The sequence below is a fragment of the Sphingomonas sp. genome, assembly GCF_019746015.1.
In the GTDB taxonomy this organism is placed as follows: Bacteria; Pseudomonadota; Alphaproteobacteria; order Sphingomonadales; family Sphingomonadaceae; genus Sphingomonas.
Genome location: NZ_JAIESM010000075.1, coordinates 1 through 18781, shown reverse-complemented (window position 1 = coordinate 18781; position 18781 = coordinate 1). Strand labels below are relative to the sequence as shown.

Sequence of the window (18781 nt, the reverse complement as noted above, 5' to 3'; positions counted from 1 at the left end):
ACGCAATGGCACCGGCACCGGCAAAGCGCGGGCCATACAAAAAGCGCAGCGCCGAAAATTCAAACTGAGACACTACCGTATTGTCCGTCAGCGCTGGCAGCGCGCGCACCAGAAACTGGATCGCCCCGACTCGGTGCGCCGTTTGACCGCGCTGCCACAGGCCGGGCAAGGCGCCCCCTCGCGGCCATAGACGCGCCAGTCCTTGGCGAAATAGCCCAGCTCGCCATCGGGGCGGGCATAATCGCGCAGGGTCGATCCGCCGGCCTCTATCGCTTCGGTCAGCACCGCGCGAATCGCCTCTGCCAACGGCGCCAGCCGCGCGGTCGCAATGCGCCCGGCGGCACGAGCCGGGGCAATGCCGGCGCGGTGCAGCGCCTCGCACACATAGATGTTGCCCAGCCCCGCCACCACGCGCTGGTCGAGCAGCAGTGCCTTGACCGGTGCTACCCGCCCCTCGAACGCACGCGCCAGATGATCGGCCGAAAAATCCGGGCCGAGCGGCTCGGGGCCCATCGCCGCGAACGCCGGATAGGCAGCGAGCGCGTCCGTCGGCACCAGATCGACCGAGCCGAAACGCCTGGGATCGTTCAGCACGAGCACCCGACCCGCCTCGGTTTCCAGCCGCAGATGATCATGCGGCCAGGGTGCAGCCGGGTCCACCCGCCAGCGCCCCGACATGCCCAGGTGGAAGATCATCGTGTCACCCCGGTCGGTGGCGATCAGGCCGTATTTGGCGCGCCGGCCAAGCCCGGTAACGCGCGCGCCGATCATCCGCTGGGCAAGGTCGGGGGGGAATGGGCGGCGCAACCCGTCCCGCGCCGTTTCCAGCACGGTGATGCGCGCCAGCATCAGCGCGGGGCCCAGCCCGCGCACGGTTGTTTCCACCTCGGGCAGTTCAGGCATCTTGCCCTAACCTGCGATCATGCTGGGATGTGCGATCAGCGGTTTCGACTCGCGTTCTTGCTCCGCGTCGCGATTGCCTTTGCCTTCTGGCGCCGGCGGTACCCGATCAGTTCGATCACGCCGAAAACGGCCAGTGGCAGCAGCACCACCGCAACAATCAACGCGATTTCATACTTTTCAAAAAAACTAGCCATTAGAATGCCAATAGATGCGCCGGTCAATTGGTTTGATTGCTATCCGCATAGTTGATTCGCGCCAATCCGCAAGTTGAAACAATAGGCCCATCGTCCTGCGTAACGGCCATATCGGCGTTTGCCCCGGCGCGCGGGCTTCGCTAGAGCGGGCGGTATGAACGAGACGGTCTCCTTCGGCTATCAGCAGGTTGCGCCAGCGGAAAAAACGGCGCGCGTCGGCCAGGTTTTCAGCAGCGTCGCGCGCCGCTACGACCTGATGAACGATGCAATGTCGGCCGGGTTGCATCGGCGCTGGAAAGATCGCTTCGTCCGCCGCGTGAAGCCGCAGATGAGCGAGACGATCCTCGATATGGCCGGCGGCACCGGCGACATCGCCTTTCGCCTGGCCGAATCGGGGGCGGCGATCACGGTTGCCGACATCAACCCGCAAATGCTGGAAGTCGGCATGGACCGTGCCGCCAAGCGCGGCATTGACGGGCTGGTCTGGACCGAGGCCAATGCCGAACAGCTCAGCTTCCCCGACCGGTTCTTCGACGCTTATACAATCGCGTTCGGCATCCGCAACGTTACCGACATCCCGGCCGCGCTGGCGGAGGCGCAGCGGGTGCTGAAGCGTGGCGGGCGCTTCTTCTGCCTGGAATTCTCGACCACCCAGTGGCCGGGTTTCAATGACATTTACGATGCCTATTCCCACCATCTCGTGCCGCGCCTGGGGCAGATGCTGGCCAAGGACGGCGACAGCTATCGCTATCTGATCGAATCGATCCGCCGCTTTCCCGATATGCCGACCTTTGCCGGCATGATCGAACAGGCAGGCTTCACGCGCGTATCGGTGGAGCCTTTGCTGGGCGGGCTGGTCGCCATCCATAGCGGCTGGAAGATCTGAGCCTGGCCACGATCCGATGACCGCGCCCGCCATTCACCTGTGGCGGCTCCTGAAATGGGGCCGCACGCTCGCCCGACATGGCGCGCTGCGCGGGATCGAGCGCGACCCCAACACGCCGCCCGCCGTGCGCCGGCTGTGCCGCATCGCCCGGCTGGGCGCACGGGTGCCCAAAATCCCGGCCTATGCGGACGCGCTGGAAGCGATCGGCCCGCCGGCGATCAAGCTGGGCCAGACGCTGGCTACCCGGCCCGACCTGATCGGCGAGGAAGCCGCCCACGACCTGCAACGCCTGCAGGACGCGGTGCCGCCGCTGCCGTTCAAGGCGGTGGAGGCGGCGATGCTGAAAAGCTTTGGCCGACCGCTGGGCGAGCTGTTCGCCTCGATCGACCCGGTACCGGTGGGCGCTGCCTCGATCGCGCAGGTGCACCGCGCCGTCACCACCGATGGGCGCACCGTGGCGGTGAAGGTGCTGCGCCCGGGCGTGGAGGACGAATTCGCCCGCGCCATCGACACCTATGAATGGGCCGCGGCCCAGCTCGAATCGTTCGGCGGCGAGCTCAGCCGGCTCCAGCCCCGGCTGGTGATCGAGACCTTCAAGCGCTGGACCGCGCGCGAGCTCGACCTGCGGCGCGAGGCGGCCTCCGCCTCCGAACTGGCCGAGGCGATGACGGCGGAACCCGATTTCCGCGTGCCCGCAATCGACTGGCAGCGCACCACCGGCCGCGTGCTGACGTTGGAATGGATCGACGGCATCAAGATTTCCAAGCGCGACGAGCTGATCGCGGCCGGGCATGATCCCAAGCGGCTGGCCGAAATCCTGGTCCATGCCTTTTTGCGCCAGGCGATTGCCGAGGGCTTTTTCCATGCCGATCTGCACCAGGGCAATCTGTTCGCGCTGCCGGACGGGCGCGTGGCGGCCATCGATTTCGGCATCATGGGGCGGATCGACCGGCGCGCGCGGGTGTGGCTGGCGGAAATCCTCTACGGCCTGATCACCGGCAATTACCGGCGCGTGGCCGAAATCCATTTCGAGGCGGGCTATGTGCCGCCGCACCACAATGTCGGCGAGTTCGCCACGGCATTGCGGGCGGTGGGCGAGCCGATGCGCGGCATGCCGGTGAAGGAAATGTCGGTCGGCAACATGCTGGAGGGGTTGTTCAACATCACCCGCGACTTCGACATGAAGACCCAGCCCCATCTGCTGCTGCTGCAAAAGACGATGGTGATGGTGGAAGGCGTCGCCACCGGGCTCGACCCCGACATCAACATGTGGGAGACGGCGGCACCGTTCGTGCGCGAATGGATCCGCACCGAGCTTGGCCCCGAGACCGCCATCGCCGACCGGCTGATGGCGGACATCAAGACGCTCGCCCGGCTGCCCGATCTGGTCCGCAATATCGAACGGCATTTCCCCGCGCCCGGCGGCGCCCCCCCGGCGCCCCCCTTGCGCGAGATCGAACTGGTGCGGATTGGCGGCGGCTGGCGCTATGTCGCGGTCGCGCTGGCGTCGGCCGGCGCGGGCATTGCCGCCACCTGGCTGATGCTGCACTAGGGGGGCGATGCCCCGGCCTGCTGCCCCGCTCTGGCTGACCGCGCCGTCGCGCTTTGCGACGTTGCGCTACGCTCAGGCGCGTGGGGTGCTGGTCGCGCTCGCGCTGCTGCTGGCGCTGTGCCTGACCGCGCTGGCGCCCGGCGCAGCACCCCGCCTGAGTACCGGACCGGGCCAGACCGACCTTGAGCTATACGAGCATATCGCCGCCGGGGTGCGCGGCGGTGGCGATTATTACCGGGTCACCGCCAAGGCCCTGCGCGAGGGTGACTATCCGCTCCGGCCCTTCGTCACCTTCCGCCTGCCCACGCTCGCCTTGTTGCAGGCGGCGCTGCCGGCGGCGCTGCTCCGCGCGCTGCTCTACACTTTGTGCCTGGGCGTCATCCTCGCCTGGGCGGTGCGGCTGCGCGAAGGTGTGGCGAGGGCGCTGCCCTGGGTCGCCGGCCTCCTGCTGCTGCTGGCCGGCATGACCGCCAATCTGCAGGTCGAGCTGGCGGGCTTTCACGAAATCTGGGCCGGGCTGCTGATCGCGCTGTCGCTGGCGCTGTACCGGCCGGATCAGTGGCGCGACGCGGTCGCCTTTGCGCTGATGGCGATGCTGCTGCGCGAGACGGCGGCGCTCTATGTGCTGATCATGGCCGCCCTCGCCTGGATGAGCGGCGCCCGGCGGGAGGCGCTGGGCTGGGCCGCGGCGCTGGGTGTGTTCGCGCTCGTCATCATGGCGCATGCCTGGGCGGTCTCGCGCGTGGTGACGATCACCGATCCGGCCTCGCCGGGCTGGAGCGGCCTGCTCGGCCCCGGCTTCTTCGTGCGCACCATGACCATGTCGACGGCGCTCGCGGCAGCACCGCTGTGGCTGGGCGCGATGCTGGTCGGGCTTGCGCTGTTCGGCTGGGCGAGCTGGCGCGATCCGCTGGCGCTGCGCGTGCTGGCGGTGCTGGCGGGCTATGCCGTGCTGATCAGCCTGTTCGGCCGCGCCGACACCTTTTACTGGGGGCTGATGGCGGCGCCGCTGTTGCCGCTGGGGCTGGTGTTCGCACCCGACGGGCTGCGCGATCTGGCCGCAGCGGCAATGGACAGGCGGCGCATCACCGTGACAAGGCTGAGGCGATGAAGAAGATCCTGCTGATCGTGGGAGGCGGCATTGCCGCGTACAAGGCGTGCGAGCTGATCCGCCTGCTGCGCAAGGCCGATTATGGCGTGCGCTGCGTGCTGACCGCGGGCGGCGCGCAGTTCATCACGCCGATGACGCTGGCCGCACTCTCCGAACAGCCGGTGCATACCAGCCTGTGGGACCTGAAGGACGAGGCCGAAATGGGCCATATCCAGCTGAGCCGCGAGGCCGATCTGGTGGTGGTTGCCCCCGCAACGGCCGACCTGATGGCGAAGATGGCAGCCGGAATTGCCGACGACCTGGCCACCACCTTGCTGCTGGCAACCGACAAGCGCGTGCTGGCCGCGCCTGCGATGAATGTGCGCATGTGGCAGCACCCGGCAACGCAGCGCAACATCGCCACGCTGAAGGGCGACGGCGTGCTGGTGATGGACCCCGACGAGGGGCCGATGGCGTGCGGCGAGTTCGGCCCCGGCCGCCTGCCCGAGCCGGACGCCATCGTCGCCGCGATTGCGCACGCGCTGGCCGGCTGAATGCACGCCATCGTCACTGCCGGCCCGACGCATGAGCCGATCGACCCGGTGCGCTACATCGCCAACCGCTCGTCGGGGAAACAGGGCTTCGCTATTGCCGCCGCGCTTGCCGCGCGCGGCGCGCGGGTGACGCTGATCGCCGGGCCGGTGGCGCTCCCCACCCCCGCCGGTGTCGACCGGGTCGATGTCGAGACCGCGCTCGACATGGCGGCAGCGGTGGAGGCGGCACTCCCCGCTGACGTCGCCGTGCTGGTGGCGGCGGTTGCCGACTGGCGCGTCGCCCCCGCCGGGCAGAAGATCAAGAAGGGCGCGGGCGGCCCGCCGGCGCTGCAGCTGATCGAGAACCCCGACATTCTGGCAACGCTCGCCCGCAGCCCGCGCCGCCCGCGCCTGCTGATCGGCTTTGCCGCCGAGACCGAACAGGTGATCGCCCATGCCCAGGCCAAGCGCGCGCGCAAGGGCTGCGACTGGATCGTCGCCAACGACGTTTCGGGAAATGTGATGGGCGGCGATGACAATGCGGTGCACATCGTGACCGCCGCTGGCGTGGAAAGCTGGCCGGCAATGGCCAAGGACGCCGTCGCCGCGCGCCTGGCCGAACGGATCGCGGCGGCGCTGGGCTAGCCGCGCGCCGCCCAGGCGGCAACCAGTGCCTGTGCGCCCTGCCGCGCCAGCGCCAGCGCTTCGGCCTCCACCAGCTGCCGGTCGAGCGCGAGCAGCGCCAGGCCGTGCGCCAGGCCCCACATCACCTTGCCCTTCGCTTCGATCGCCGCGTCGGCATCGGCCGGGCACAGCCGGCGGATCAATCCGCGCAGGCTTTCCGCCGGTGCCGCGACGGCGGCGCTCAGTTCGGCGCTGGCGGAGGCATCGGCGAAGTCCGCGCCCTTCATCAGCCGGTAGAGATTGGGGTTGGCGAGCACGAAGGCCACGTACCCCGCGCTTCCCGCCACCAGCGCAGCGCCCGGATCATGTTCGGCAAGCGCCAGAACGCCGGTCTTTTCCGCCTGCAACCGGCGAAACCCCTCGGCCGCAACCGCCGCCAGCAGCTCGGCCCGGCCGGCAAAATGATGATAGGGTGCCATCGCGCTGACCCCGGTTTCACGCGCCAGCCGGCGAAGCGAGAGCGCCTGCGGCCCCTCCCCCTCCAGCACGCGCAGCGCCGCCGCGATCAGCGCGGCACGCAACTCGCCATGATGATAGGCCGGCCGTGTCATCGGCACTTGTTGACATGGCGCCGCGCGCAAATCTATACGGCACAAACTTTACATTGTAAGGATAGCGCATGCTGACGGTGATGACCGGAGGAACGAAGGGGATCGGGCGCGTGGCCGCCGCGCTGATCGCCGGGCAGGACGATGGCGTGCGGATCATGGGGGCGCGGCCTGCCGCCGATGTGCCGGCGGGATGGACGGCGGCACCGCTCGACCTTGCCAGCCTCGCCAGCGTCCATGGCTTTGCCGCAAGATTGCCCGACGCCCCCATCGACCGGCTGATCCTGAATGCGGGCGGGCAGCTGCCCAGCGTCCGCCAGCGGACGGCGGACGGGTTCGAGGCGACCTTCGCCACCAACCATCTGGCGCATTATCTGCTGCTGCGCCTGCTGATGCCGCGCCTCGCGCCCGATGCCCGCATCGTCATCACGTCCAGCGGCACGCACGATCCGGCGGAGAAGACCGGCGTGCCGCCGCCGCGCCATGCCGATGCCCGCCTGCTCGCCCACCCGGAAACCGACCCCGCGCTGGACCGGATGTCGGCGACGGCGGGCATGCGTGCCTATGCCAGTTCGAAGCTATGCAACATGATGACCGCGCAGGCGCTGGCGGCGAGCCCGGAAGCGGCGGCGAATCACTGGCGCGTCTTTGCCTATGATCCGGGGTTGACGCCGGGCACCGGGCTGGTGCGCAACCAGCCCTGGGTGGTGCGCATGCTGTTGTGGCCGCTGCTGCCGCTGGCGGTGCGCTGGTCGCGGACGATGAACCGGCTGGACGATGCGGGGCGCGGCCTGTTCGACCTGGCGACCACCGCCACGGCACCGGGCGACCGGGTCTATGCCGCGTTGCGCAAGGCCAGGCTGACATGGCCCGACCCGTCCGAACTGGCGCGCGATGATGTGGCCGTGCGCCGGCTCTGGGCGGATTCGGCGGCGCTGGTGGGCCTTGACCCCACACCCTGATGACGCACGCGCGCCGTGGCGCTACACGGGCGGGCATGACGATCACCATTCCCCTGCTCCGCCTGCCGCATGGCGCTGACCTGCCCCTGCCCGCCTATGCAACGCCCGGCGCGGCGGGGATGGACGTGGTGGCAGCGGAAGATGTGACGATAGCGCCGGGTGCGCGCCATGCGGTGGCGACCGGCTTCGCGATGGCGATTCCCGAAGGCTATGAGGTACAGGTGCGGCCGCGATCGGGGCTGGCGCTGAAGGCGGGCGTCACCTGCCTCAACACGCCCGGCACGATCGACAGCGACTATCGCGGCGAAGTGAAGGTGATCCTCGCCAATCTGGGCGCCGAGCCGTTCGTGGTGAAGCGCGGCGACCGCATTGCCCAGCTGGTGCCCGCCCCGGTGCTGCGCGCCGCCCTGGTCGAAGTGGCGGCGCTGGACGAAACCGCGCGCGGCGCCGGCGGCTTCGGCTCGACCGGGTTGTGACCGCGATGCTGAGCGATGCCCAGCTCGACCGCTATGCCCGCCACCTGATCCTGAAGGAGATTGGCGGCGCGGGGCAGGCGCGGTTGCTGGCGGCGCGGGTGGCGATTGTGGGCGCTGGCGGCATTGGCAGCCCGGCGATCCAGTATCTGGCCGCCGCCGGCATCGGCACGCTGGTGCTGATCGACGATGACCGGGTCGACCTCAGCAATCTGCAGCGCCAGACCCTGTTCGGCACCGGCGATGTCGGCGCGGCGAAGGTGGCGGCGGCGGCGGCGGCGGTTGCCCGGCTCAATCCCGATGTGCGGGTGGAGGCGATTGCCGCCCGGCTGACAGCACAGAACGCCGCCGCCCTCATCGCCGGTGCCGATGTGGTGCTGGACGGGTGCGACAATTTCACCACCCGGCTGGCAGTGGCCGATGCGGCGCACGCCGCGCGCATTCCGCTCGTCTCCGCCGCGATCGGCCAGTTTGAGGGGCAGCTCGCCGTGTTTCGCGGGTGGGAGGCGGACAAGCCCTGCTATCGCTGCCTGGTCGGCACCGCGCCGGACCGTGACGCCGGCAGCTGTGCCGAGGATGGCGTGCTGGGCGCGATGACCGGGGTGATGGGCAGCCTGGCCGCGCTGGAGGTGATCCGTCAGATCGTGCCGTTCGGGGCGGAGAGCGCCGGGCAGCTGCTGATCGCCGATGCCCGCGATTTCCGCTTCCGCACGCTGCGCCTGCCCAAGGATCCGGGCTGCCCGGGCTGCGGGCGATGACGCTGATCCTGCTGCTGAGCGACGATGGCGCGCGGGGGCGGGCAGCGCTCTCGCTGGCGCTGGCCGAAAGCGCGCTGGGCCGGCCGGCGACGCTGTTCGCGCAGGAGCGGGCGGTGGCGCTGCTGGCCGCCGCACCCCGCGCCGATGACGAGACCGAAGCGCTGGCCGCCGCCGGCCTGCCCGACCGCCGCGCGCTGCTGGCGATGGCGGTGGAGAGCGGTGTCAGCCTGATCGCCTGCCAGACCGGGCTGGCGCTGACCGGGCTGACGCTGCCCGATCTGGTGCCGGGGGTGGAGGCCGGCGGGCTGATGGGCCTTGCCGCGACGCTGGGCGAGGCGCGTTGGTTGACTGTTTGATAGATACTGAAAACGCGGTGTAACGACGCTGCGCTTTGATGGAGACGGTTTCAGCCGGGCTGAAACCGTTACGGTGCCGGCCCGCTCCCCCACCCGGCCGCCCACACGATACTACCGATGGGCGGCCGGGTGGGGGAGCGGGCTGGCGCCGCCTCAACAAGACATCAAAATACTGTTTTAATTAGTTTTATCACGCAACCTGTGCCTGTCCCCCCGCCATCCGGGCGCGCTGCCAGTCGATTGTCGCGATCAGGCCGTCGCGGAATGGCATTGCCGCGCGCCAGCCCAGCGCCCGTTCGATCCGCGACGGGTCGATCGCATAGCGCCGGTCATGCCCGGGCCGGTCAGCCACGAAGCTGATCTGCGTGCGGTGGCGGCGGCCATCGGCGCGCGGGGCCATCTCGTCGAGCAGGTCGCAGATCGCGGCGACGACCGCGATGTTCGAATGTTCCTCGCGCCCGCCGATCAGATAGGTTTCGCCAACAGCGCCCCGCTCCAGCACCGCGATCAGCGCGCGGGCATGGTCGTCGACATAGAGCCAGTCGCGCACATTGGCGCCGGTGCCATAGACCGGCAGCGGCCGCCCGGCGAGCGCATTGGCAATGGTCAGCGGGATCAGCTTTTCCTCATGCTGCCACGGCCCGTAATTGTTGGAGCAATTGGTGATGATAACCGGCAGGCCATAGCTGCGGTGCCAGGCGCGGACCAGATGATCGGCCGCCGCCTTCGACGCCGAATAGGGCGAGCTGGGCCGATAGGGCGAGTCTTCGGCAAAGCGGCTGTCGTCGAACGGCAGGTCGCCGAACACTTCATCGGTCGAGACATGGTGGAAGCGGAAGCGCGCCTGCGCCCCGGCCGGCAGGCGCCGCCAATGCGCCAGTGCCGCCTCCAGCAGGTGAAAGGTGCCGGTGATGTTGGTTTCGATGAACGTGCCCGGCCCGGTCAGCGAGCGGTCGACATGGCTTTCGGCGGCCAGGTGCATGATCGCATCGACCTGTTCCTCGGCCAGCACCCGCGCCACCAGCGCGCGGTCGCCGATATCGCCATGGACGAAACGGTAATTGGGCCGGGCGGCAACGCTGTCGAGCGCGCCGGGCAATGCGGCATAGCGCAGCGCGTCGAGCACGATCACCCGGCATGAGCCGTCCGCCACCATCGCCCGCACCACGGCCGAGCCGATGAACCCGGCGCCGCCGGTGATCATCACCGTGCGCCGGGCGGGCGCCGCGCCCATCGTCAGCCGGATCGGCGCCTCGCTCATGCCGCGGCCCGCCGGCGCAGATAATCGGCATAGCCGGTGCGCCCCATCGCCTCGGCACGCGCGCGCACCTGTTCCGCGCACAGATAGCCAAGGTCGAGGCCGATTTCCTCCGGGCAGGCGATCTTCACGCCCTGGCGATGCTCGATCGCGCGGACCAGCGAGGCCGCCTCGTGCAGCGATTCATGCGTGCCGGTGTCGAGCCAGGCAAAGCCCCGGCCCAGCCGCGCCACATCGAGCGTGCCGCGCGCCAGATAGGCGCTGAGCAGATCGACAATCTCGGTCTCGCCGCGTGCCGAGGGCGTGAGTGCACGGGCAAGCGCCGGCGCTTCGCCATCGCAGAAATACAGGCCCGTCAGCGCCCAATCGCTGGGCGGCGTGGCGGGCTTTTCCACCAGCCGCGCCGGCCGGCCGGCCGCATCGAACGCGACGACGCCGTAACGCTCCGGGTCGGCCACCTGGTGCGCGAACACGGTCGCCCCTTCGCGGCGCGCCGATACCGCGCGCAGCTGTGCCGCCAACCCGTCGCCATGAAAGATATTGTCACCCAGAATCAGCGCGCTGGGGCCGCCGGCCAGAAACTCCTCGGCAATGGTGAAGGCCTGGGGCAGCCCCTCGGGCCGGTCCTGTGCGGCATAATGGAGGCGGATGCCGAACGCCGCGCCATCGCCCAGCAGCAGCTGGAACATCGGCAGGTCGCGCGGGGTGGAAATGATCATGATGTCGCGGATGCCGGCCAGCATCAGCACCGACAGCGGATAATAGATCATCGGCTTGTCGAACACCGGCAGCAGCTGTTTGGAAATGGCAAGCGTCGCCGGATAGAGCCGCGTGCCGCTGCCCCCCGCCAGGATGATTCCCTTGCGCTCGCCCCCCTGCATAAGGGCGTTCGATAGCAGCGAAACGTTAAGCCTTTGCTGGAGCCCGGCTCAGGCGCCCAGCATCCGCCGGGCGAACCCTTCCACGCTGGGGCCGATTTCGGGATGGGCGAGCGCCAGCGCCAGATTGGCCTGGATATAGCCCGCCTTGTCGCCGCAATCGAAGCGCTGGCCGTTGAAGCGCAGCGCATGGAAGGGCTGTTTGCCGATCAGCTGGGCCATCGCGTCGGTCAGCTGGATTTCGCCGCCCGCGCCCTTTTCCTGATGTTCGAGCACGCGCATCACCTCGGGCTGGAGGATGTAGCGCCCCGGAATCATCAGGTTGGAAGGCGCGGTGCCCGCGCGCGGCTTTTCCACCAGCCCCTTCACCTCGACCAGCGCGCCATGCTCGGCGCCGGGTTCGATAATGCCATATTTGTCGGTTTCCGCCGGCGGCACCTCGAACCCGCAGACCAGATTGCCGCCGGTGCGGTGATAGGCATCGACCATCTGCTTCATGCAGCCGGGCTCGCCCATCAGCAGTTCATCGGCCAGGAAGATGGCAAACGGCTCATCGCCCACAATGTCGCGCGCGCACCACACCGCATGGCCAAGCCCCATCGGCTCCTGCTGGCGGACATAGGCGACCGCGCCCGGCGTCAGCCGCGTCTGGTGAAGCAGATCGAGCGACTTGCCGCGCGCGACCAGCGTGGTTTCCAGCTCATAGGCGATGTCGAAATGGTCCTCGATCGCCGATTTGCCCCGGCCGGTCACGAAGATCATCTGCTCGATGCCGGCCTCGATCGCCTCGTCGACCGCATATTGGATGAGCGGCCGGTCGACGACGGGCAGCATTTCCTTGGGCATCGCCTTGGTCGCCGGCAGAAAGCGGGTGCCAAGCCCGCCGACCGGGAACACCGCCTTGCGCAGCGGTTTGATCGTCATGCCGCAAACTCCATGGGAAACGTCATAAGCCGCGGGCGCCTCTATCGCAAATGCGGCGATGATGTGGCGCCCCCGCTGCGGCCGGCGCTGACCCGCTGATGTTAGCGCGGCCTTAAGCGTGTGGGGCTAAGCAGTTGCGCCATGGCCAGTGCAGTTTCGTCGCCCAAAATCCTTGTCGTGTTCGGCACCCGGCCGGAAGCGATCAAGCTGTTTCCCGTCGTCCGCGCGCTGGTGGCGCATGGCGGCATGACGGTGCGCACCTGCGTCACCGCGCAGCATCGCGGGCTGCTCGACCAGGTGATGCAGATCGCCGGCATCACCGCTGACGTGGACCTGAACCTGATGGAGCCGGGGCAGACGCTCGACCGGCTGACCGCGCGGCTGCTGACCGGCCTTGGCGATGTGATGGACGCCGAAATGCCTGACCGGGTGATCGTGCAGGGCGATACCGCCACCGCCATGGTCGGCGCGCTCGCCGCCTATTACCGGCGCGTGCCCGTGTCGCATGTCGAGGCCGGCCTGCGCTCGGGCGACATCTATCAGCCCTTTCCGGAGGAAGTGAACCGGCGGATCGTGGCGCCGATTGCCGACCAGCATTTCGCCCCCACCCAGACCGCCGCCGACGCGCTGCTGCGCGAGAATATCGCGGCAGACCAGGTGCATGTGACCGGCAACACCGTGATCGACGCCCTGCTGGCGACGCAGGCGCGGCTGGCGGCGGAGCCGGGGCTCGCTGCCGGGCTCGACGCGGTGGCCGAGCGTTTTGCCGGCCGGCGCATCGTGCTGGTGACGACGCACCGGCGCGAGAATTTCGGCGGCGGGATGGAAAGCATCGCCCGCGCACTGGCCCGCATTGCCGCGCGCGACGATCTGGCCATCCTGTTTCCCGTCCACCCCAACCCCAATGTGGTGGCGGTGATGGACCGGGTGCTGGGCCATGCGCCCAACATCGCGCGCATCGATCCGCTCGATTACCCGCATTTCGTCCGCGCGCTGGGGATGGCGCATATCGTGCTGACCGATTCGGGCGGCGTGCAGGAAGAAGCGCCCGCGCTCGGCAAGCCGGTGCTGGTGATGCGCGAGACCACCGAACGCCCGGAAGGGGTGGCCGCCGGCACCGCCCGGCTGATCGGCACCGACGAAAATCGCATCGTTTCCGAAATCTTTACGCTGGCCGACGATGATGCCGCGCATCAGGCGATGGCCCGCGCGCACAACCCGTTTGGCGACGGCCACGCATCGGCACGTATAGCGAGGATCGTCGCGCATGGTTTCGGGCTCTGACACCAAGGTTTGCGTCCTGGGCCTGGGCTATATCGGCCTGCCCACCGCCGCAGTGATTGCCCGCACGGGCGTGGAAGTGCTGGGCGTCGACGTGTCGCAAAGCGTGGTCGACACGGTCAATTCGGGCAAGGTGCATATCGAGGAAGTCGATCTGGACGGCCTCGTCTCCGGCGTGGTCGCGCGCGGCCATCTGCGCGCCTCGACGCTGATCGAGCCGGCCGATGTGTTCGTGATCGCGGTGCCGACCCCGTTCAAGGACGGGCATCAGCCCGATATCGGCTATGTGCTGAAGGCGGCGACGACGGTGGCGGCGGTGCTGAAGGCGGGCGATGTCGTCATCCTCGAATCGACCTCCCCCGTTGGCACGACCGAGGAAGTGCGCGACCTGCTGGCCAAGCTGCGCCCCGATCTGAAGATGCCGGGGCTGGCGCGCGAAGTGGCCGACATCTCCATCGCCTATTGCCCCGAACGCGTGCTGCCGGGGCGCATTCTGGTCGAGCTGATCGACAATGACCGGGTGATCGGCGGCATCACCCCGCGCTGCGCGCGCAAGGCGCTGGCCTTTTACCGGCGCTTCGTGCGCGGCGCCTGCGTCACCACCGGCGCGCGCGCGGCGGAAATGACCAAGCTGACCGAAAACGCCTTTCGCGACGTGAACATCGCCTTTGCCAACGAACTGTCGCTGGTGGCGGACAAGATGGGCGTCGATGTGTGGGAGGTGATTCGCCTCGCCAACCGCCATCCGCGCGTGAACATCCTGTCGCCCGGCCCCGGCGTCGGCGGGCATTGCATTGCGGTCGATCCCTGGTTCCTGGTCGCGCAGGCGCCCGAGGCGACGCCGCTCATCCGCACCGCGCGCGAGGTGAATGACGGCAAGTGCGACCATGCCATCGCCAAGGCCGCGCAGCTGATCGAGGCGCATCCGGCGGTGCCGGTCGCGTGCCTTGGCCTGGCCTTCAAGGCGAATATCGACGATTTCCGCGAAAGCCCCGCGCTGAAGGTGGCGGCCACGCTCGCCCGGCGCTTCGGCGACCGCATCCGCATTGTCGAGCCGTTTGCCCGCACGCTGCCGGCCGCGTTCGACGGCACGGCGGCGCGGCTGATCGATCTCGACGATGCGATCGAGACCTGCCCGGTGATGATCGTGCTGGTCGACCATGAAGTGTTCAAATCGGTGCCGCTCGACGAGCGCGCGACCAAGGCGGTGTATGACACGCGCGGCATCTGGCCCGATCAGCCGGCGCCCGATTTCACCCCCGTGCTGCGGCTGGCCAGCTGATTGCGCTGGCGCGGCGAAGCGGCCAATAGGTAAGCCATGACCATCATCGTCACCGGGGCGGCCGGCTTTATCGGCCATGCGGTTGCGCACGCGCTGCTCGACCGGGGCGAGGCCGTGATCGGCATCGACAATCTAAACGATTATTACGAGGTCTCGCTGAAGGAAGCGCGGCTGGCGACGCTGACCGCGCGCGCCGGCTTCACCTTCCACCGCATGGACATTGCCGAGGCGGATGCGGTGCGCGCGCTGATCACCGGCAGCGGCGCCACGCGCGTCATCCATCTCGCCGCTCAAGCCGGCGTGCGTTACAGCCTCGATAATCCCCACGCCTATCAGCGGTCGAACCTGGCCGGGCATCTGGCGGTGCTGGAGGGGTGCCGGCACGCCCCTGCCCTCACCCATCTGGTCTATGCCTCGTCAAGCTCGGTCTATGGCGACCGCCCGCTCGACGGCGCGGGCTTTCGCGAGGATGACCCGACGGTGACGCCGGTCTCGCTCTATGCCGCCACCAAGCGCGCGTGCGAGCTGATGAGCCAGAGCTATACCATGTTCGGCTTTCCGCAGACGGGACTGCGCTTCTTCACCGTCTATGGCCCCTGGGGCCGGCCCGACATGGCCTATTTCGGCTTCACCCGAAAAATGCTGAACGGCGAGCCGATCGAGGTGTTCGGCGAGGGGCTGCTGGCGCGCGACTTCACCTATATCGACGATATCGTCGCCGGCATTCTGGGCGCGCTAGACCATCCGCCGGAGCGGCACGGCCACCGCGTTCTCAACATCGGCAAGTCGCACCCCGAAACCGTGCTGGCGATGATCGCCGCGCTCGAATCGGCGCTGGGGGTGACGGCGCAGATGGTGATGAAGCCCAAGCCGCCCGGTGACGTGACCGCAACCTATGCCGATGTGTCGCGGCTGGCGGCGCTGACCGGCTATCGCCCGGCCACGCCCATCGAAACCGGCATGGCGCGCTTTGCCGACTGGTATCGCGGCCATTACCGCATCGGCTGATCGCGCACCGCCAGCATTGCCGGAAGATAGGGGCGCGGGGTGCCGGGCGGGATGAGTGCGGCCTCCTCACGCGTCGCCGCCACCCGTTCCTTCAGGCTGGGCGTGCCGCGATCGCGCAGCAGGCCATAATCCATTGCCCGCGCCGGCCCGGCGAAGAACGCCGCCGCCCGGTCTGCCGGATAGCCGGCATTATAGAGCAGCGCGACGGCCAGCCGGTCCGCCTCCAGCTCGCCCTGTTTGCGCAGCCGCGCATTGCGCCCCAGCTCGCCGATCAGCAGCCCCGTCTTCACCCCCGCCGCATCCAGCCGGGGAATGGTGCGCAGGATGACATGCGCCAGCTCATGCGCGACGATGACCGCCAGATCGTCCACGCCGAAGCGCCGCAGATCCTTGTCGGTGATACCGATCATCCCGTGCGCCAGCGAATAGCTGTCGGCGTCGAACGTGATGTCGATCTCGGCGCGGCAGGCCGGGCGTGGCGCCAGCTGCACGTTGACCGGGCTGCCGCCGCGAATCATCGCCAGCGCAACGGGCGCCGTGGGCGGCAGGGCCGCGATCCGGGCGCGCAGGGCATCGCGCGGGCCGGCGGCGGCGGGGGCCTGATCGGCGGGCGGCTCGGCCGGCTCGGCCATGCCGTTCAGCGCCGTGAGCGAATCGCCGGGCTGCACCACCCCCTCGGCCGGGCTGCCCGGCACCACCAGCTCCACCCCCTGCGGCGCGGCAAAGCCATAGCGCACGCGCGCCGCCGGGCGCGCCGCCGGCGCATATTGCGCGAGCGTATGGAAGCGCGCACCCAGCGCCGGCGCCAGATCGCGGCACAGTGCCACATTGGCCGTCGTCAGCCGGAACAGCAGCGCCGCCAGCCGCGCGTCGGCCGCATTCAGCTGCTCAAGTGCCTGTGCCTCGCTGTCCGGCGCCACTGCCGCGCCGGGAACTGCCGCCAGCAGCGCCGCGGCCAGGATCAACGCCTTCATGGCGCTATGCATTATTGGTTGTTCGCGGGTGCGTCATCCACTAATCGGCAAGCCGATGGCGCTATGCCGACAGCCGCCGCGCCGACCGTGCGGCCCGTTGCTGATGTTGTAAGATGCTCAAGCTATTGAAGAAAGTCACGTCGCGCGCACCGCAGCCGGGCATTCCGGCGGGGCAACGCGTCTATGCGATCGGCGATATTCACGGCCGGCGCGACCTGCTCGACCAACTGCTCGAGCTGATTCAGGCCGATGATGCGGCGCGTGGGCCAGCGCAGCAGCAGCTGATCTTTCTGGGCGATCTGGTCGACCGGGGCATCGATTCGGCCGCCGTGGTCGAGCGCGCGATTGAGATTGCCGGCGCGCTCCCCGAAACGCGCTTCCTGATGGGCAATCACGAGGAAGTCTTCCTGCTCGCGCTGGCCGGCGATCTGCGCGCGCTGAAGATGTTCTGCCGAATCGGCGGCCGCGAGACCATCCTGAGCTATGGCCTGAGCGAGGACGCGTATAACGCGCTCGATTATGAGGAACTGCTCGAACGGCTGCCCGCGCTGGTGCCGGCCGCGCACCGTGCGTTTCTGGAGCGGTTCGAGGATCTGGTCGTGATCGGCGACTATGCCTTTGTCCATGCCGGCATCCGCCCCGGCGTGCCGCTGGCCGAGCAGAAGGTCGCCGACCTGCGCTGGATCCGCGAGCCGTTCCTCGACCATCGCCAGCTGCACGAGCGCGTCATCGTCCATGGCCACAGCATCAGCGAGGCCGCCGAGCTGACGCCGGCGCGAATCGGCATCGATACCGGCGCCTATATGAGCGGCGTGCTGACCGCGCTGGGGCTGGAGGGGAGCGCGCGCTGGCTGGTGAACACCTGACCCGCAACGCCCTTGCGCGCCGGGCCGCGAAAAACCCTCTGAATATCGTTTCGCACCCGAATTAAATAAAATATATTCAGTGACTTAGGTCGAATTCTCAGGTAATTGTGCAAGTGCGGCACGAGCTGTGGCCGCACCGCCCCAATGGCGGCACTCGATGGCGGCAGAGCGTCTTTGCCGCCCTGTTCGGTCGCGGCCTGATGGCTGCGCTTTTTGCACAAGGGAGTGCGACATGAGCTTTGGCAAGTTTCTCGCAGTGACGGCGGCAGCGCTGATGGCAGTGGCCCCGGTGGCAGCGGCGGCCCAATCGACCAATCCGGCGGCCGGGCTGTCGATCGCGCCTGCCGCCAAGACGGCAATCGCGCCGGCGCCGGCTGGCAAGAAGTCCCGCTTCGGCCAGGGCGGCTTGATCGCCGGCGTCGTGGTGGCCGTCGGCCTGTCGATCGCCGCGCTGGTGGTTGCCCTCGACAGCCGCAACAACAACCCGGTCAGCCGCTGAGCCGCAAGGCCGCCGCATTGACGGCTGGGAGCAGGAGGCGGGCGCCAGCGGTTGCCCGCCTCCCAGGCTGTGATTCGGCTGGAACCGCCGGCGGCCGGCATCATCTGGAAGCCGAATCGCCCAGGCGGCGCTGAAGGCGGGCGCGCCGCACGTGACGCACCCGAAACGGGTAGGCCATTAGCGCCGGGTTAACCATGACTGCCCGCATCTTGCCGGCACGCCCTATGGGCGTTGCCACGCTCGCCAAGCAACGGCGCTCAACAGATTGCATTTACACAATTTTGATGCCCCGAAGCGCGACGAACTCGCGGATCGTGCAACCAGGGGCTGCGGCGCGACGCCCTGGTGTGCCGGCTGGTGCACGAATGCCGCGCCGCAACCAAAACGGATAGATTGGCGCAGAATCTTAGTGATTTCTGCACCGCACCGCGCTATCGGAGCCTTGCCGTCGGCGGCTTGAGTGGTGCTGCGTTCAGGGAATTGGCGAAAAGTGATTTCGCTGTTGCCTTTCGCACTGCGACGTGGCATGTCGGCCGTGAGAGAAAAAGGGAGTCTGAGATGAGCTTCGCGAAGATTTTTGTTGCCGCTGCCGCAGCCTCGATGGCTGTTGCTCCGATCGCCGCTTCGGCGAGCCCCGCCGCTGGCCTGTCGATCGCCCCCGCCGTTAAGGGCATGACTGCCGCTGCGCCGTCGGGCAAGAAGGGCAAGATCAGCCAGGCTGGCATCATCGCCATTGTCGTGATCGCCGCTGGTGGCGCGATCGCCGGTATCGTTGCTGGCACCACCGGCAGCAACCGCGCTGTCAGCCGCTAAGCTGCAACAGCTTTGATTTGAAGGAGCGGCGGCACTTTGTGTCGCCGCTTTTTCTTTGT

Annotated in this window: 20 protein-coding genes and 1 pseudogene; 14 read left to right on the top strand and 7 right to left on the bottom strand. The window is 68.5% G+C overall.

The features are described from left to right. Positions 1–87 precede the first annotated feature (87 nt). Both mutM and K2Y03_RS10900 read right to left on the bottom strand, forming a co-directional pair. Complete coding sequence (mutM, locus tag K2Y03_RS10905) at positions 88–903, bottom strand: bifunctional DNA-formamidopyrimidine glycosylase/DNA-(apurinic or apyrimidinic site) lyase (protein WP_294090703.1); 816 nt, start codon at positions 901–903, stop codon at positions 88–90. A gap of 35 nt (positions 904–938) precedes the next feature. Next, a complete protein-coding gene (locus K2Y03_RS10900) occupies positions 939–1124 on the bottom strand; it encodes a hypothetical protein (RefSeq protein WP_294090702.1) in 186 nt (61 codons plus the stop codon). A gap of 127 nt (positions 1125–1251) precedes the next feature. Between K2Y03_RS10900 and K2Y03_RS10895 the strand changes: the two genes are divergently transcribed. The 4 genes and pseudogenes from K2Y03_RS10895 (at position 1252) to coaBC (ending at position 5803) form a co-directional block, all read left to right on the top strand. Next, positions 1252–1983 (top strand): class I SAM-dependent methyltransferase, encoded by a 732-nt coding sequence (locus tag K2Y03_RS10895; RefSeq protein WP_294090700.1) that lies wholly within the window; start codon positions 1252–1254, stop codon positions 1981–1983. Positions 1984–1999: 16 nt separating this feature from the next. After that, positions 2000–3535, top strand: coding sequence for a 2-polyprenylphenol 6-hydroxylase (ubiB, locus tag K2Y03_RS10890; RefSeq protein WP_294090697.1), 1536 nt, complete (start codon positions 2000–2002; stop codon positions 3533–3535). 7 nt (positions 3536–3542) lie between these two features. Beyond that, on the top strand, positions 3543–4646 hold the full coding sequence (locus tag K2Y03_RS10885) for a hypothetical protein (RefSeq protein ID WP_294090696.1): 1104 nt from the start codon (positions 3543–3545) through the stop codon (positions 4644–4646). Then, positions 4643–5803 (top strand): annotated as a pseudogene (coaBC, locus tag K2Y03_RS10880) (bifunctional phosphopantothenoylcysteine decarboxylase/phosphopantothenate--cysteine ligase CoaBC). The gene K2Y03_RS10885 and the pseudogene coaBC overlap by 4 nt, the downstream one beginning before the upstream one ends. Here the strand turns inward: coaBC and K2Y03_RS10875 are convergent. Further along, on the bottom strand, positions 5800–6393 hold the full coding sequence (locus tag K2Y03_RS10875) for a TetR/AcrR family transcriptional regulator (protein WP_294090695.1): 594 nt from the start codon (positions 6391–6393) through the stop codon (positions 5800–5802). The pseudogene coaBC and the gene K2Y03_RS10875 sit on opposite strands and share 4 nt — an antisense overlap. A gap of 68 nt (positions 6394–6461) precedes the next feature. Between K2Y03_RS10875 and K2Y03_RS10870 the strand changes: the two genes are divergently transcribed. The 4 genes from K2Y03_RS10870 to K2Y03_RS10855 are packed head-to-tail and all read left to right on the top strand — an operon-like array spanning position 6462 to position 8939. After that, a complete protein-coding gene (locus K2Y03_RS10870; RefSeq protein ID WP_294090694.1) occupies positions 6462–7352 on the top strand; it encodes an SDR family NAD(P)-dependent oxidoreductase in 891 nt (296 codons plus the stop codon). A 35-nt stretch (positions 7353–7387) separates the two neighbouring features. Continuing rightward, a complete protein-coding gene (dut, locus tag K2Y03_RS10865) occupies positions 7388–7828 on the top strand; it encodes a dUTP diphosphatase (protein WP_294090705.1) in 441 nt (146 codons plus the stop codon). Between the two features lie 5 nt (positions 7829–7833). Next, the gene (locus tag K2Y03_RS10860; protein ID WP_294090704.1) at positions 7834–8583 is read left to right on the top strand and encodes a HesA/MoeB/ThiF family protein; all 750 of its coding nucleotides are present in this window, start codon (positions 7834–7836) and stop codon (positions 8581–8583) included. Further along, entirely contained in the window at positions 8580–8939 is a 360-nt protein-coding gene (locus K2Y03_RS10855; RefSeq protein WP_294090693.1) for a DsrE family protein, read from the top strand. Before K2Y03_RS10860 ends, K2Y03_RS10855 begins: the two co-directional genes overlap by 4 nt. A 190-nt stretch (positions 8940–9129) precedes the next feature. Here the strand turns inward: K2Y03_RS10855 and rfbB are convergent, their stop codons facing one another. The 3 genes from rfbB to galU are packed head-to-tail and all read right to left on the bottom strand — an operon-like array spanning position 9130 to position 11999. Next, the gene (gene rfbB / locus K2Y03_RS10850) at positions 9130–10200 is read right to left on the bottom strand and encodes a dTDP-glucose 4,6-dehydratase (protein WP_294090692.1); all 1071 of its coding nucleotides are present in this window, start codon (positions 10198–10200) and stop codon (positions 9130–9132) included. Beyond that, positions 10197–11078: a glucose-1-phosphate thymidylyltransferase RfbA gene (gene rfbA, locus K2Y03_RS10845; protein ID WP_294090691.1), complete on the bottom strand. Its 882-nt coding sequence runs from the start codon at positions 11076–11078 to the stop codon at positions 10197–10199. Before rfbA ends, rfbB begins: the two co-directional genes overlap by 4 nt. A gap of 48 nt (positions 11079–11126) precedes the next feature. Beyond that, positions 11127–11999, bottom strand: coding sequence for a UTP--glucose-1-phosphate uridylyltransferase GalU (galU, locus tag K2Y03_RS10840; protein ID WP_294090689.1), 873 nt, complete (start codon positions 11997–11999; stop codon positions 11127–11129). Between the two features lie 141 nt (positions 12000–12140). On the opposite strand from galU, the gene wecB reads away from it, so the two are divergent. From wecB to K2Y03_RS10825, 3 genes are read left to right on the top strand one after another with little or no spacing between them, the layout of a single operon-like run. Continuing rightward, complete coding sequence (gene wecB, locus K2Y03_RS10835; protein ID WP_294090686.1) at positions 12141–13283, top strand: non-hydrolyzing UDP-N-acetylglucosamine 2-epimerase; 1143 nt, start codon at positions 12141–12143, stop codon at positions 13281–13283. Beyond that, positions 13267–14562: a UDP-N-acetyl-D-mannosamine dehydrogenase gene (wecC, locus tag K2Y03_RS10830; RefSeq protein ID WP_294090684.1), complete on the top strand. Its 1296-nt coding sequence runs from the start codon at positions 13267–13269 to the stop codon at positions 14560–14562. The genes wecB and wecC overlap by 17 nt, the downstream gene beginning before the upstream one ends. 36 nt (positions 14563–14598) lie before the next feature. Continuing rightward, a complete protein-coding gene (locus K2Y03_RS10825; RefSeq protein WP_294090683.1) occupies positions 14599–15570 on the top strand; it encodes an NAD-dependent epimerase/dehydratase family protein in 972 nt (323 codons plus the stop codon). On the opposite strand, the gene K2Y03_RS10820 is transcribed toward K2Y03_RS10825, so the two are convergent. Then, a complete protein-coding gene (locus tag K2Y03_RS10820) occupies positions 15555–16544 on the bottom strand; it encodes a peptidase M48 family protein (RefSeq protein WP_294090682.1) in 990 nt (329 codons plus the stop codon). The two genes, K2Y03_RS10825 and K2Y03_RS10820, sit on opposite strands and share 16 nt — an antisense overlap. A gap of 113 nt (positions 16545–16657) precedes the next feature. Here K2Y03_RS10820 and K2Y03_RS10815 point away from each other — a divergent pair, with 113 nt between their 5' ends. The 3 genes from K2Y03_RS10815 to K2Y03_RS10805 all read left to right on the top strand — a co-directional run bounded on the left by K2Y03_RS10815 (position 16658) and on the right by K2Y03_RS10805 (position 18722). After that, positions 16658–17410, top strand: a complete 753-nt coding sequence (locus K2Y03_RS10815; RefSeq protein WP_294090681.1) for a metallophosphoesterase — start codon at positions 16658–16660, stop codon at positions 17408–17410. 232 nt (positions 17411–17642) lie between these two features. Beyond that, positions 17643–17909, top strand: coding sequence for a hypothetical protein (locus K2Y03_RS10810; RefSeq protein ID WP_294090680.1), 267 nt, complete (start codon positions 17643–17645; stop codon positions 17907–17909). Positions 17910–18467: 558 nt separating this feature from the next. Then, positions 18468–18722 carry a hypothetical protein gene (locus K2Y03_RS10805; RefSeq protein WP_294090679.1) on the top strand — a complete coding sequence of 85 codons (255 nt, stop codon included), beginning with the start codon at positions 18468–18470 and terminating at the stop codon, positions 18720–18722. Positions 18723–18781: the final 59 nt, after the last annotated feature.